This window comes from Verrucomicrobiales bacterium, from assembly GCA_016793885.1.
Classification (GTDB): Bacteria; Verrucomicrobiota; Verrucomicrobiia; order Limisphaerales; family UBA11320; genus UBA11320.
Genome location: JAEUHE010000256.1, coordinates 14,509 through 28,816 on the forward strand (window position 1 = coordinate 14,509; position 14,308 = coordinate 28,816).

The 14,308-nt window shown below is 60.4% G+C and carries 12 protein-coding genes; 1 reads left to right on the forward strand and 11 read right to left on the reverse strand.

Going from position 1 to position 14,308, the window contains the following annotated elements; all coding sequences use genetic code 11:
- Positions 1 to 3 precede the first annotated feature (3 nt).
- Positions 4 to 924, forward strand: a complete 921-nt coding sequence (locus tag JNN07_27935) for a hypothetical protein (GenBank protein ID MBL9171593.1) — start codon at positions 4 to 6, stop codon at positions 922 to 924.
- Positions 925 to 1,462: 538 nt separating this feature from the next.
- Here the strand turns inward: JNN07_27935 and JNN07_27940 are convergent.
- The 11 genes from JNN07_27940 to JNN07_27990 are packed head-to-tail and all read right to left on the reverse strand — an operon-like array spanning position 1,463 to position 13,815.
- Complete coding sequence (locus JNN07_27940) at positions 1,463 to 4,483, reverse strand: hypothetical protein (protein ID MBL9171594.1); 3,021 nt, start codon at positions 4,481 to 4,483, stop codon at positions 1,463 to 1,465.
- A 32-nt stretch (positions 4,484 to 4,515) separates the two neighbouring features.
- Positions 4,516 to 5,037: a hypothetical protein gene (locus JNN07_27945; protein MBL9171595.1), complete on the reverse strand. Its 522-nt coding sequence runs from the start codon at positions 5,035 to 5,037 to the stop codon at positions 4,516 to 4,518.
- Positions 5,030 to 5,593 (reverse strand): hypothetical protein, encoded by a 564-nt coding sequence (locus tag JNN07_27950; GenBank protein MBL9171596.1) that lies wholly within the window; start codon positions 5,591 to 5,593, stop codon positions 5,030 to 5,032. Before JNN07_27950 ends, JNN07_27945 begins: the two co-directional genes overlap by 8 nt.
- Positions 5,594 to 5,599: 6 nt before the next feature.
- Positions 5,600 to 7,186 carry a hypothetical protein gene (locus JNN07_27955; protein MBL9171597.1) on the reverse strand — a complete coding sequence of 529 codons (1,587 nt, stop codon included), beginning with the start codon at positions 7,184 to 7,186 and terminating at the stop codon, positions 5,600 to 5,602.
- Positions 7,183 to 8,601 (reverse strand): helix-hairpin-helix domain-containing protein, encoded by a 1,419-nt coding sequence (locus tag JNN07_27960; protein ID MBL9171598.1) that lies wholly within the window; start codon positions 8,599 to 8,601, stop codon positions 7,183 to 7,185. The genes JNN07_27955 and JNN07_27960 overlap by 4 nt, the downstream gene beginning before the upstream one ends.
- The gene (locus JNN07_27965; protein ID MBL9171599.1) at positions 8,598 to 9,395 is read right to left on the reverse strand and encodes a prepilin-type N-terminal cleavage/methylation domain-containing protein; all 798 of its coding nucleotides are present in this window, start codon (positions 9,393 to 9,395) and stop codon (positions 8,598 to 8,600) included. The genes JNN07_27960 and JNN07_27965 overlap by 4 nt, the downstream gene beginning before the upstream one ends.
- On the reverse strand, positions 9,392 to 9,844 hold the full coding sequence (locus tag JNN07_27970) for a prepilin-type N-terminal cleavage/methylation domain-containing protein (GenBank protein MBL9171600.1): 453 nt from the start codon (positions 9,842 to 9,844) through the stop codon (positions 9,392 to 9,394). The genes JNN07_27965 and JNN07_27970 overlap by 4 nt, the downstream gene beginning before the upstream one ends.
- On the reverse strand, positions 9,841 to 10,434 hold the full coding sequence (locus JNN07_27975; GenBank protein MBL9171601.1) for a prepilin-type N-terminal cleavage/methylation domain-containing protein: 594 nt from the start codon (positions 10,432 to 10,434) through the stop codon (positions 9,841 to 9,843). The genes JNN07_27970 and JNN07_27975 overlap by 4 nt, the downstream gene beginning before the upstream one ends.
- A 19-nt stretch (positions 10,435 to 10,453) precedes the next feature.
- A complete protein-coding gene (gene gspG, locus JNN07_27980) occupies positions 10,454 to 10,924 on the reverse strand; it encodes a type II secretion system major pseudopilin GspG (protein MBL9171602.1) in 471 nt (156 codons plus the stop codon).
- A gap of 12 nt (positions 10,925 to 10,936) precedes the next feature.
- Entirely contained in the window at positions 10,937 to 12,199 is a 1,263-nt protein-coding gene (locus JNN07_27985; protein MBL9171603.1) for a type II secretion system F family protein, read from the reverse strand.
- The gene (locus JNN07_27990; protein MBL9171604.1) at positions 12,199 to 13,815 is read right to left on the reverse strand and encodes a type II/IV secretion system protein; all 1,617 of its coding nucleotides are present in this window, start codon (positions 13,813 to 13,815) and stop codon (positions 12,199 to 12,201) included. The genes JNN07_27985 and JNN07_27990 overlap by 1 nt, the downstream gene beginning before the upstream one ends.
- Between the last annotated feature and the right edge of the window lie 493 nt (positions 13,816 to 14,308).

Here is a 14,308-nt window from a genome sequence, read left to right on the forward strand (position 1 = left end):
ATCATGAGTTTGAGATTGGAAATGTTACAGGTTGCCCGTCTGGCAGAACCACTGCTTGGCGACTCGGTTGCTTTGGTCAGGCGCTTTCTGTCGCGTCAGCGAAACGACGATGGGGGCTTTGCGGATCGGACGGGGAAGAGCGATCTTTACTACACCGTGTTCGGACTGGACAGCCTGCTGAGCCTTCGATCGGACATCGATTGGCGTCTGACCGAGCACTATTTGATGGGATTCGGCAGCGGGGAGAATCTGGATTTTGTTCATCTCTGTTGTTTGATTCGCGGCTGGTCGGTGGTTGCTCATGTGAATCCGAGCGCTCCAATTCCCCCGTCCGTGCGTCAGCTGGCGCTCGATCGTTTGAGTTCGCATCGTACCCCAGACGGCGGGTTCCATCCCGTAGCAGGTAACTCAGCGGGCACCGCTTATGCCGCGTTCCTGGCGGTGGGAGCCTACCAGGATTTGAAGGAACCCATTCCTGAGCCGATGGCCTTGGTCCAATCCTTCAAGTGGCTGGAGACTCGTGATGGGGCGTGGACCAACGAGCGCTTGCCTCTGGCGGCTGGCTCCAGGGCGATGGATATGGGGTCGACCAACGCGACAGCTGCGGCGGTCGCGGTCCTGCGTCAGCTGCGAATGCCCATCAACCGCGACGTAGGGCAGTGGCTGCTGGACCGCGTTCATTCGAGCGGGGGGTTTTTGGCGATGCCCATGGCTCCTATTCCGGATCTCCTTTCCACGGCGACGGCGTTGCATGCGCTGTCGGGTTTGGAACGATCTACCGATGGCATCCAGGAGCGATGTTTGGATTACATCGACACTTTGTGGACCAACGAGGGCAGCTTCCACGGCAATTGGACCGAGGACACGTTGGATACGGAATACACCTTCTACGGACTATTAGCCTTGGGGCATTTGGCGGTCTAGCAGCGAACAGCAGCTGCACCAGGTCCTTGGCTGGTGTGAGTGCGGAAACAGGAACGGCCCTGATGCAGCCGGTGTTCGCTGCTAGAGGGCACTGCGTGCGGGGAGACGGAGGCTACTGTTGTTCTGAATCCCAGTTCCGATTGTAGGAGACGAGGTGACGAGGCTTGGTTCATCGAGAGGCGGAGGCGGCACCGAAGTGAGATTGCGCGCCTGACCTGCTGAAGCAGGAACTCCATACTCCGAAGGCTCGGTCGTAGGTACGTAGTTCCGCCTTCAGGCGGAGGGGGCTCCGAAGTGAGATTGCACGCCTGACCTGCTGAAGCAGGAACTCCATACTCCGAAGGCTCGGTCCTAGGTACGTAGTTCCGCCTTCAGGCGGAGGCGGCTTCGAAGTGAGATGGCACGCCCGACCTGCTGAAGCAGGAACTCCATACTCCGAAGGCTCGGTCCTAGGTACGTAGTTCCGCCTTCAGGCGGAAGGGGCTCCGAAGTGAGATTGCGCGCCTGACCTGCTGAAGCAGGAACTCTATACCCGGAATTACTTCTTTTTCTTCTTCGAGTCGTCGGGTTGTTCGGGCTCGTTGGCTTGGTTGATCCGAGGGGTCTTCTTCTCCACTTCCAGGAGTAGCTGGCGGGCTTGCTCAGGAGTTCGCGTGACCACGGGACGCAAGAACACCATCAGTTCAACCTCGCGGGTGACTTTGTCCTTCTTCTTAAAGGCCCAGCCCAGGCCCGGGATGCTGCCCAGGACCGGCACCTTGCGAATCACGTTTTGGTTCTCCTTCTGGATGATCCCACCCAGCACCAAGGTTTCTCCACTCTTCATCATGAGGTCGGTTCGGAAATTACGGGTGTCGAGAATCGCCCCTCCGAACAGGGTTTCGCCATTGCGAATGCTCGACGACTCGACGCGCACCTTCAATGCAACTTCCTCGCTGCTGTTGATGTGGGGAGTGACCTCGAGAATGACACCCACATCCTTATATTGGAACGTGTCGTTGCGACCTCCCACATCCGTGTTGAGGCTGCCGGAAATAAACGGCACTTGAGCACCCACGAAGAGTTTGCCGAGTTCGTTGTCGGCAATGTTCAGCTGGGGTTCGGCCATCACGGTGGCATCCGTGTTTTTACGCAGGAACTGAACCAGGACGTCCAGGTTCATGCTGGCATCCAGAACGCCGCTCTTGAGCGAGCCGGACCCGCTGCTGCCCGTAAAAATCTTGCGGAAGCTGCCCAGCACCGCCGGACTTCCGGCGGCACTGCCCTTTGTTCCGCCGGCGAGCAGGGCGCCGTCCTTGTCCTCGGCGCTGAAGGCATTCTCACCGTCGGCCGACCAGCGGACCCCCATCTTATCCCGGAAGTCCGAAGAGACCTCGATGATCCGCGCCTCGATCAGCACCTGGGCCGTGGGAGCGTCCATGTCATTGATCAGCTTCATGACTTGGGGAAAGAAGTGCATGTTGGCGGTCACCAATAGAGAGTTGGAGCGGCGGTCCGGCACGACCCGCACTCGTCCCACCAAGTCGCTCACCTGGCGCGGGTTGGTACGGCCATCCCCTGATCGAGTGTTCTCGGCCTGTCCGCCCAGCCACGGGAAGTAAGCATCCTCCTTGGTTTCCTTCTCGAGAATGAAGTTGCCCTGTGAGTTGTTGTTTTGCTGTTGCTGGTTGCGGTTGTCGCCCTGGTTGCCTTGCTGCGGAACCTGACGCAAGGGCGGGGAGCCGCCTTTGGCGAAAAGGATGTTGAGGCTGCTGGCGATGTTGATCGCCTCGGCAAATTTGAGCGGGACGCGCAAGGTCGTCTCTCCCGCCTGCGACGGCACGTCCAGATCCTTGATGACCTCCTCGACCGCCCCCAGGTTCTCGGGGGAATTGGACGTGATGATGAGGGAATTGGAGTAGGGTTCACTGGTGATGCGAACCTTGCCATAGAGGCGTCCAACATCCCGGTTGGCGGTTTCGGGCGGATCATCATCATAGAACCAATAGGTGCGGGCCTGCGTCTTCTTCAGAAAGAGTTCGTTCAGCACCTCCTCGAGGTCGACGGCGCTGACATACTTCAGACGGATGATTTTTGGCGCCAGGCTGTTATCGCCCACCGGCTCATCGAGTTCCTTGATCATTTGCTCGATCCCCTCCATGGCGCTCGGCGGGCCTTGGACCACGACTGAATTGCGTCGACGATCGGCCACCACGCTGGTCTTTTTGGCCTGCTTGCCATCCGAGGGATAGGAGAAGTAGAAGTATCGGGAGGTGTTCTTGTTTTCTCCCACCAGATCCTGCAGCTGCTTCGCGACATCTTCGGCGTCGGCATTCTTCAGCGCAAAGGTCTTGATCTGCTTGTCCTGCGCGTCGTCGGTATCCAGCGATTGAATCAGCTTCTGGATGCTTTGGAAATTGACCTCACTCGCGAGCACGATGAGCGAGTTTGATTTCTCGTTCGCGGCCACCTCAATCACTTCCTTCATCGATTTGCCACTCATCTTCTGGTACAGTGGCCCAATCTCTTTCATGAGCTCGCCGGCGTTGACATGCTTCAGGTTGATCACCCTCACGCTCACATCCTGAGGCTTCTGAGTGTCCAGCAGGTCGATGAGTTTTTTGATCTCCTCCCATTTGCTTTTGGGCGTCGTGATGATGAGGCGATTGGCGATCTTGTCGGGCCAGATCTTGACTCCCGACGCCGTGTTCGCTGCCGGCTTCGCGGATGAACCGCCGCCGGGTTGCGATTCAGGCATGGGCACCGGCATGGGCATCGGGCTACTGCCGCCGGAGGAACTTCGGGAACTGCTGGAGCCGCCGCCGGTTTGCGCGTTCAAGATGAGTCCTAGGAGATTGGCGATCTCATCCCCTTCGGCATACTTGAGCGCGTAGATTTCGATGATGGATTCCGATGCGGAGGCCACATCGAGTTCCTGAATCATCTCCGCCACCAGGCGCAGGTTATCGTTGTAATCAGTGACCACTAATTGCTGGGCGCGCTCATCCAGATCCACGATGGCCTTCTCGGAGAGCACCACCTTCAGCTTCTCTTTGATCTCGGCAGGTTGGAGATGCTTCAGCGGGAAGATCTTGATGAGCCGTTGGCGACCTTCGGGAATGCTCTTGCTGGAGGGATCCACGAGTTCGGGATTCATCTTCGGTTCTTGGCCTTCCGGCACAATCAGAATGGATTTGGAGGATTCGATGACGTTGAACCCTTCCAGAGACAAGGCGCGGTAGAGGAGGTTGAGCGCTTCGCGGGTTTTGATGGGCTTCGAGCTGACAATCGTGACCTGACATTGGGCGCGAGGATGCTTGATCACACTTTTGCCGGTCACCTTGGCGAGCCATTGGACCACCATATCGACGTTGGCGCCCTGAAAACTCAGCTGGATCTCATCGCTCGCCAGAGCGCTGGCGTCGGCGGTAGCGGGGGGGGCTGGAGGAGCGGGATCCTGGGCCAGGCCCACCGAACTGGAAGCCAACCAGCAAGCCAGGGATAGAACCGCGATTCCCCGGTGCATGGCATGGAGGGGCGGCGGCCAGGTTGAGTTAGGTCTGGAGCGTGACGTTTTCATCGGTTGGAGAGACGGAGGGACATGAGGTGCTTTCACGGTTTTTTCTCCTGCGTTTTCGGTAACAACGTTGAGCTTCCTAAGCCGGAAAAGATGGTCAACTCCCGTCGGACACCATTCTCCTCAATGACGACACGATTCGTGCCCACCTGGAGGAGTTTGAGGCCATCGAGAGTTTCGCCTGTCCGCAACAAACCGGTGCGGCCGTTGGCTGTACGGATGAAGGCGTCGCGACCAGCGATCCCCATGAGGGCCACCGGCTGAGGTCGAATCACGGGACCGAGGATTTCGCTCTGGGTAATCTTCTCGACTTGGAGACGGATTGACTCCGGCAGCGGTTCGCCAGGGCCCGCCTTTGCCGCTGGGGGACGACCGGCAGGGCTGTTGGTCCCCGGGGACTGGAGCGCACTGGGAGCTGCCGCCGCCATAGACATAGTTAGTGTAGGTATGGATTTTAATCCGTCGTCCCGCAGGAGCAGCCGGACGGTGGGATACAGAAGGATCAGGGCCAGCACGAGGCAGCACTGTTTCAGCAGCTTTTCCGATCGTTCAGACATTTCGTCCCTCCTCCCGGATCAACTGTTTCCAGTCCAAGATCAGCAGCGTGAGGTTGAGTTTGAGCATGCCCGGCCCGCCGGCAGGGGCCGGCGCCAATTGAACGGTATCCAGCATGACGGGGTAGCCCAGAGTCACCAGCTGATGCAGCAAACCCAGGACGGCTGGGACTTTCCCGACTCCCTCGAGCTGGATCGACGTCAGCTCTCGGCTTCCGGTGCGGGGTGGCGACTCTCTCAGCGGGCCGAGTTGGATACCGCTCGATGCGGCGGCCTGCTGAATGGCGGAGCTGGTATCGGCGATGAGCGTTGCATCCTTGATGGCGGTCGGGTCGAGCCGGAACTGGCGTTTGAGCTTCTCAAGAATGAGAGTCTTGGTTTCGTAGGGCGCGAACTCGCGCTTCAAGTTCTGGGCACGGTCGAGCAGGCGGAAGTAGTCGGCCCGCTGCTGTTCCAATCGGCCCAGGCCCTTGGCCCCGAAGAACAGGCCAAGGTAGACGCCGATTCCGATCGCCGCGAAGCGGAGAGTTCGTTGATCACGTGGGCTCAGAGGCGTCATAAAAGGTTAAGGCTTGGTCGTCGCGGCGGAGGTGGGCTTCGGAGTTGCGGGAGTTGCCGGGTTTGTTCGGGGTGCACTGGGGGAGACTTCCGCTACGGGATTTTTTGCAGCGGCGACCTTCAGGCTGGCGGCGAGGCGATCCTCGGGTGACTTCCACTGCGCGCTCATGCGAACGATGACCTGATTACGGTCGGGGGTCGGGCTTTGCTCCTCCACGACCACGGTGGAAAAAAATCCTGATTCAATCAGTTTGAGACGCAAATCCACGGCCTGGGGCCCGTTGGCGAAGGTTCCCCGCAGCGAGACCTCGCCCTTTCGGTTCATGCTGAGGGAATCAATCCGCAGCCCGGGGGAGGCGGATTGAGCCAGGGTCGCCACCGCTTCGAGAAAAGGAGGCTGATTGCGTTGGAGGTATTGGAGGAATCCCAGTTCTTGTTCCAGCTTAGGCAACAAGGCTTTCTGCTTCTCGACCTCTTCAAGCCGACGGGCCAGTCGTGCTTTGCCGAGCAGAGGCTCGACATAGCGGAGACTGAGCAAAGCGACCAGCAGAAGGACGGCCACCAGACCCCATTTGAGGGGCGAGGCACGGCGGGTTGGGACTGGGAGGTGGCTCCCTCGAGATTGCAGCTGGAGCAGCGGCCGTCCGGGGAAACGGGTTTCCCACTCATGGATTCCCTGGGTGGCTGGCGTGCGGCCAGGTCCCGAGATCCACACGAGGCGTTCCACCCGGCCTGATCCTCCCTGGGTGGGCGTCAGAAGCAGTTCGATGCCCTCTAAGTTCGGGCGATCGCCTGAGCAGTAAAGTGCCTGGTCCCCCGCACCCGTCGGCAGCGCTTCACGCAGAGGCTCAAACGCCTTGAGCAACTCCCGCCGGAGATCCTCCCGTCGACCGGGAAGGGTAGACGAGGATCGTAACTCCTGGAGCGCTGAGGCCAAACTCATCTGCAGAGTGGACTGGAGACTCGCGTCGGCGTTGGCTGTTCCCCAGCGGATGATCCTGATGGTTTCCGGAATCCCATCTTGGAAGCAGATCAGCTCACTCTGCTGGCCTTCTACGTGCACGAGGACGAAGGAACCGGGAGCATGGGAGGGGCAAAGACTGCTCCGAGCGAGCGAGGCGATGGTAAAGATGGGTTGAATCCCGGCCGCCTGGCAGAGGGCCTGCAGGTCTTGCAGGGCCTCAGGCTTGATGGCACCGACGAGTACATTCGCTGGCGAGCGGGAGTCGTCGGTCGGGAGTTGCATAAAGCCCCAAGCCAGTTCTGCAGGAGGGACGGGGAACTCGCTCTCGATTTGCAGCGAGAGAACGGCTTCAAGCTTGTCGACGGGTGTGACCGGCAGGCTGAGACGTCGCAGGGAGACGCCCCGACCGCCGATCGCGCACCAGACCGGGCGGCCACGCTCCCAGCCGTGCGCCTTGGCCCATTCGCCGAGCTGGGCTGCTACGCGTGCGATGCAGGCTTGAGTTAAACGCAGGTTGTCGTCGCGCTCGAGCGGGGTCTCCAAGCCATCGGCTCCGTCCAGCAAGAATAAGTGCTGAAGGCCTACTTCGATAATGGGCGTGCGAGTGGACATGAAGGGCAGAGTGTTCACAGGTCTTCCCGATAGGAGAGGGTGTCAAACGTTCCAGATCGATAGCGGACGACCACCTCCACGCGCTGGCGAACACCGCTGGAGGTGATGACTCCTTCGCTGAGGATCCGATAGGTCTCAGATCGGGCGGTGACTTTCGGAGCCACCTGTTTAAAGATCTGGCGGGTCATTCCGGGGACACGCAGAAGCCAAGCGACGTTCGGAAATGAGCCGGAGGATTGACGATAGTTGACGATGGCTTGAGCCAGTTCTCGCTCGACGCCCGGCAGGCAATGAAGCACAGCCGCGTCCGCGGTATTGATATTGATCAAGCCGGGCAATTCGGTTTCGGACTGGAGTGTGATGTCATCGGCGATTTGCAGGAGTAGATCCTGGCTGATGAGTTTTTCACCGGATCCCCTCGATGCACTCGGTCGCGGCGGAGGCGGGGGAGGGGGTGGCGTCGGGCGTTGGCCAGGTCCGGGGCCAGGCGCGGCGGAGGCGGGAGGCTGGGGAGCGGGCGCCTGCGGGTTGACCCGCGTCACGTCCAAAAGATCATCCAAGCTTCCCAATCGCTGCTGGCTGCGGTAGGCCACCAGCGCTTTGGCGATATCGGCGGTGATGCCGGAGATGGTGGTGAGCGTGGACTCATCGGCCGACTGCACATCAACCCGGGTTTCGCCGGCCGCGTTGACGTTCTGCACCGAGGAATGCACGGTGAAGTAGCGCGCCAGGCCCAGGTCCAGGCGATGATCCTGATTGTCGTTGGGTTGGGATATTGGCCCATCGTCCTCGGAGTCGTCCAGGAGGCCATTCGCGTTGCGGTCCTCGCCCAGCAGCACTTCTTCAGTAAAGCCCCGCACCCCCAGCAACTCGCGAACGGTTTCAAACGGAGCGTTGCGAGGAAGGTAGGGGGGGCTGAGGCTGAGGTAGTAGTCCATCTCCGCCCCTCCTGGACGCGCGGTCTCATCCTCGTCCTGGAAATCGATCAAGGCAGCGATGAGATCAGGCGTCATGCCCGGCAGCATCTGGAGTTCTGAATCGGTCGCCTCGTTGACATTCAGCAGCGCCTCCTCGTCCCGAACCCCGTAGCGCAGCTCCTCGCCTCGGTCGGGATCGCCCGGATGGAAGACTCGAAAAACACCGCGACCGAACTGGATGTCTTTGAACTGATCCGGGTTGTCGGCCATGGAGGTCGTGTGATTGTTGCGGCTGCGTTTGCGATCTCCGGCATCCTGGTAGAGCAAAGCCTTGGCCTTCTCGATTCCGGCGAGTGCCAGGTAGCGGGCTTGAATGGTGTCCCCCAAATTTTTGGTTACCTTGAGATCCAGCCGTGAGGTGTAGAGGACGCCGATGACAATCACCGCGAGCAGCGTGAGACACCATAGTAGCCCTACCAGGATGGATCCCTGTGGCCTGCCGCGAGTTGTCGTCATTGGGCGGCTCCTGGGTTGGCTGTCGGGGTAGACGGGTTGCTGCCGCCGGATCGGGAGGCGCCGCTGGGGAGATGCGCCACTGTCTGAACGACGAACGGCGGATCTTCATTGGCAGTCACCCCTTCGCGCGGAGGCATCCCCTGAGGTTGGGCAGGCGGCGGGGAGCCCACGCGCACGGCGAGGGTGATCCGCACCGCCTCAGGGAGGCCTGACAAGTTCGAACGGCCCCGAAGGTCCGGCTGGCCTTTTCGTTTCCCTTGAGGATCTCCCCATTCATCAAACCATTCGTAGCCGTCGTAATACTCCAAGCGGAGGCTTTTGATCCCTTCAGCCAAAGGCTCCTCCACGCCGCCTGCCAGGGGATCTCGGTCAGGGGAGGCGTCTCGTCGTCGGAACAGAGTCAGCAAACCCGACCGCGGGCTCTTGCGCAGGAAGTAGCTCGTTTCACAGAAGTCTGCTTCTCCGGATGCCTGCGGAGAGTAGCGCCGGGTCGCGAAGTCCAGGTTGTCAGCCTCGTCGGCACCGATCTCACGACTCATGCCCAGGAACTCGAACTCGCTCGACAGGCGGCAGGCCGCCCGCAGATCCGAGGCTATCATGTTCAGAGCGACCCGGGCATTTTGGAAAGCGTCGGTGCGGTGATGGATCAGGGTTTGGGAAAGGATGCCCGACCGGAGGCAGGCGTATCCCGCACCCAGGATCAAGGTCATCAGCGCGATGCTAATGACCATCTCCATGAGGGTGAACCCGCTCCGCAGCGCCGGGCTGTTCTTTTCGAGGTCGGGCCGGTTCATGGGTTGCCTCCTCCGCGGCGCCGCTGGCGACCAGAGCCGGATCCAGGACCTGACGTGGAAGGAGCATCCAGACTGGAAGCCGGGGAGTCGAAAAGCATGGTCTTGAGTTCAAACAGCGTCTTTCCGGTTTTGGCCTGCTCGATCACAATTTGAATGTCGTACAGACCGTCGAGGGCGGTTTTCGCAACGGTCTGACGCCAGCGAAAACGGGTGAGCGGTTCGCTGCACTCCCCGGTGGTTTCACCGGCGGCGAGATAGCCTTCGGCGCGCAAGGTTTCGAGCTGGCCGGCGGCCAGGAAGATAGCGGCGGTTTGGACCTCGGAGTCCTTACTGGAGCTCAAGGCGGTGGTGACGCCTTGCACCAAGCCCGCCAGGCCAATGCCCAAGATGAGGATCGCGCAGAGCACCTCGATCAACGAAAAACCGGAATTGGAGCGAGTGGAGCTCAAGGGCGGCGGGTGTCCGCGATGCGCACGCGGGAGGTGGTCGGGTTGATGGTCAGCACCAGGCGAGCCCCACTGGCGTCTTCCAAGCTGATCTGGCGAGCGAGGGAGGTTCCATCGGCATAGAAGGTTAGAGCCGACAGCTCCGACGATGGAAGTGGTGTATTTGAACGAGGGGGACGTGCCACGTTGCCGGGAGGAGCAGGAGTTGCGGCGTCCGCTTCGCTTTGCTCGAGGATGCGCAGCCGGATGGAGGCATCCCATTCGCCGGCGGTCTCGAGATCCATGGAAGGGGTTCGGCTGCGCTGGCCGGCGGTGCCGGTTCGGGCCGGGCCGGTTTCCAGATGAAAGCGTCGGGATGGCTGATCGAAGCGGATTCGTTGGGTTTGGGAATGTGAGATGGCCTGGCTGTTGGCCAGGCTGCAGAGCGTGATGAGGCGTCGGGCCGTGGACTTCAATTTCGCATCGGCGTAGGTGCCAGCCATCTCGGGAAGGATCAACGCGCTCATGATTGCCACCAAGACCATGACGACCATGAGCTCCACCAAGGTGAAGGCGGATCGTTGGCGGCGAGGGGGATGGGGAGGCTGGCCCATGCTGGAGCGGTTTCGGTGCCTACCAGTTGCCGATGTCGGCGTTTTCCTTTTCGCCGCCGTCCACCCCGTCGGCTCCGTAGGACCAGAGGTCAAAGCCGGCTTTGCGTCGGGTTCCCGGGTTCCGGTATTGATAATCGTGGTCCCAGGGATCCTTGCGGAGCACTTTGATGTAAGGGCCCCGCCACCGCTTATCATCGGAAGTGGGAGGGTCGACCAGCACTTTGAGTCCCTCCTCCGTCGTGGGATGCCGGTCCATGTGGAGGTTGAATCGCTCCAGGGCGTTCTCGATCTCACTCACGGCCGACTTGGCGGCGCTGATCTTGGCATCCTGGGTCGTTCCCATGAACTGAGGAATGATGGTGGCGGCGAGAATTCCGAGGATCACGACCACCACCATGATTTCGACTAGGGTGAAGGCGCTTTTGGATCCAGATGCAGCAGGGCTTTGGTGATGCAGGCGGTGCAATGGCAGGCGAGGTGTGTATTTCATGGTTGATGAGAATCAGTGAATGGCTTGACTCATTTTGAAAATCGGAAGCAAGAGGGCGATGACCATGAAGCCGACCAATGCCCCCACCACCAGAATCAGTGCCGGGGCCAGGAGGGAGATCATCGTTTTGGTTCGGGACCGCATCTGACGTTCCTCGATGCCGGCCACCTTGAGCAACATCTCGTCCAGTCGGCCGGTTTCTTCCCCGACGTCGATCATCTGCACGACGCTGTTGGGGAAAATGTTCATCCTGCGCAGGGGTGCGGCCAGGGACTGGCCGCCGCGCGTTTCCTCGGTCACCTGAGCGATCGCCTGGGCGAGCACACGGTTCCCGATGGTGTTCTCCACGATCTTGAGCGCGGGCAGCAGAGAGACGCCACTCTTGACCAGCGTTCCTAACGTTCGGGCAAAGCGTCCCAGGGCGGCGGATTTGAACACGCCTCCCAGGATGGGAATTTGGAGCTTAAGACCGTCCCAGGCCAAGGCCCCTCGGGGCGTGCGGATGCTGTAGCGGAGGCCTGCGCCGGCCGCCCCGGCCACTATCAGCACGGCCCACCAATAGGAGTTCAGCAGCTTGCTGACGCTGAGCAGAATGAGGGTGGGGAGGGGCAGCACGTCCAACATCTCCTGCAGCATGCCGAACAGCCGAGGCAGGACCACGGTTAGGAGAACGAAGACCGTGAAGATGCCGAACACCAGGACGAAGGCGGGATACGCGACCGCCGAGACGACCTCGCTGCGGACCTCGTCCTCGTGTTCCAACAGGGCGGCCAGGTCGGTCATGACCTTCTGGAGTGCTCCCGCCTCCTCCCCCACACGCACCATGCTCACGAACAGGTTGCTGAACAACGCGGGATGTTCTGCGAGCGCGCCCGAAAAGGAGGCCCCTTGCCTGACCGAGTCGGAAAGTCGCTGGACCACCTGCTTGAGGGCTGGATTGGGCTCCTCCTCGCCCAGGCTGGCCAGAGCCTGGGGAATGGGAATCGCTGCCTCTAGCAACGCCGCGATCTCCCGCGTGAAGGCTGTGATTTCTTTGCGCTTGCTGCCGGTTCCGAGTCGGAACCCGGCCGGTGTCGCGGCTGGGTTCCCGCTCGAGTCCTTCTTGGGGATCGTGGCGCTGGGGGCGGTTTTCGACCCAGAGGCCAACGCCTCCAGGCTGGAGGGGACCAGACCGCGATGCTTCAGCTGCTGAAGCGCATTGCGCCGGTCCTCCGCCTCGATGGTTCCTTGAACCGAGGCGCCGGCGGACTCAATGGCTTGATAACGGAATTGCATTATTCAGCGGCGTCACCGGAGACGACCCGTAACACTTCTTCCAAAGACGTGATGCCTTCGGCGGCCTTCTGCAGCGCGTCCTGCTGCAGGGTGACCATGGTCTTTTGGGCGACGGACTTAATTTCGGCGCTGGATCGTCGTTGCAGAATCTTCTCTCTCAGCTCGGGCCCAATGGCCAGCAGTTCGAAGATGCCCACTCGACCGAGGTAGCCAATGCCTCGGCATTCCTCGCAGCCTCGCCCGGTAAAGTAACGATTCGTGCCCGTGCGTGCTCCGGTGGCCTGCAGCTTTTCCCGCAGGGCGTCGGATATCTCGGTTGGAACGCGGCAGTGAGTGCAGATCTTGCGGACCAGACGCTGGGCCAGCACGCCTTCCAGTGAGGATGAAATGAGGAAGGCCTCCACCCCCATGTCCAGTAGGCGAGTCACGGCTCCGGCCGCGTCATTGGTGTGGAGCGTGCTGAAAACCTGGTGCCCGGTGAGAGCCGCGCGAATGGCTATCTCGGCGGTCTCACTATCCCGGATTTCCCCCACCATGACGACATCGGGATCCTGCCGGAGAATGGAGCGCAATCCGGTGGCGAAGGTAAATCCTCGGCTGGGTCGGACGGGAATCTGTGCGACGCCGGCGAGTTCGTACTCCACCGGATCCTCGATGGTGAGGATCTTTTTCTCGGGAGCATAGATACCGCTGAGAATGGAATAGAGCGTGGTGGTCTTGCCGCTGCCCGTGGGGCCGGTCGTGAGGAACAGGCCGTGGGGTTTGTCGACCAGGCGACTCAGCAGTTTGGCGCGATCGGCATCCAGGCCCAGCTCCCGCGGGGTCAGGAGCCGGTTATTCTTTTCGAGCAGCCGAAGAACCATGCTTTCGCCGTAGATGGTGGGCATGGTGCCCACCCGGATATCCACACGCACCCCACGGTGGTTGATCTGGATATGGCCATCCTGGGGCAGGAATCGCTCGGCGATGTTCATATCCGCCATGATCTTGATGCGTGATACCAGAGCGGCGTGCAGCTGTTTGGGCGGTGGCGGCTTCTCCTGGAGGAATCCATCGATGCGGTAGCGCAGCTGGAGGCTCTGTTCGAACGGAACCAGGTGAATGTCGCTCGCTCGCTCGCGCAACGCTGTGGAGATGATGACGTTGACGAGGTTGATGACAGTTGGCTCGTTGGCCATCACCTCGATGTCGTGCATGTTCCGCGCTTCTGCGCCGGCCTCCGATTCAGAGCCGATGTTCTGGATCATCTGCTCTACCGTGACCTGATAGTGCTCGGAGATTTTTTCCAGGATCCAACCTTCCGGGACCAGGGTTTCCTGCATCTCCAGGCCAGTCATCAGGCGCAGATCGTCCACCAAGCGTCCCGAGGAAGCCTGAATGACGGCGAGATGCAGGGTGGCCTCCCGGATCTCCAAGGGGAGGACCCGATGCTGTTTCACGAAGGCGGCCGGTAGCAGTCGAATTGCCTCTGGGGAGATGCTGAGTTTGGGTGACAGCGTGGGAGTTTGGGTGGGAGCTGGCTTCGCGACCGTATCTGGAGCCGAGGCGGAGGAGGGATGGTTTGTGGACTCTCTCCCCGGCACGGCACCCTTTGGACTTTCGTCGTGTTTCTCCATGCGATCCCTAACCATGATCCGACTTCAAAACCAGCCCCGTTAAAAAGTTGCGACTCCTCCCCAAGCTGGCATGAGCTTTGAGACGTCTACTCTTGAGATAACACTTGGACCGACAAAGCCGGAAAACGTTTCAATCGAATTTGTCAGTGGCGTTAGAGGCATTCTTGAGGAGCCACCGCAGAGGTCAACACCAATCAGGCAAGAATCCCTAGGAAAGAGTTAAGGTGGACGAGTTGTCGTGTGGACCAGCCTGTCCGGCCTTGGTCGGGACAGGCTGGTCCATTGGGGAGCTACCAAGGGGGGGGGTCCGAATGCATCACACCAAGCCACGAAGGGAGGAAACCCGAATCTTAAACCGCCATGGACGGGTATGTGGTTTGTCAACAAAGACCGAAGGGAAATTGTTCGAAATAACTAATCGAAGTCTGGATCGCCAAGTGTGCCCGTGGAAGAAAGCAAAAGATTGAGAAGGAGAGGACGGACTGGGTCCGTC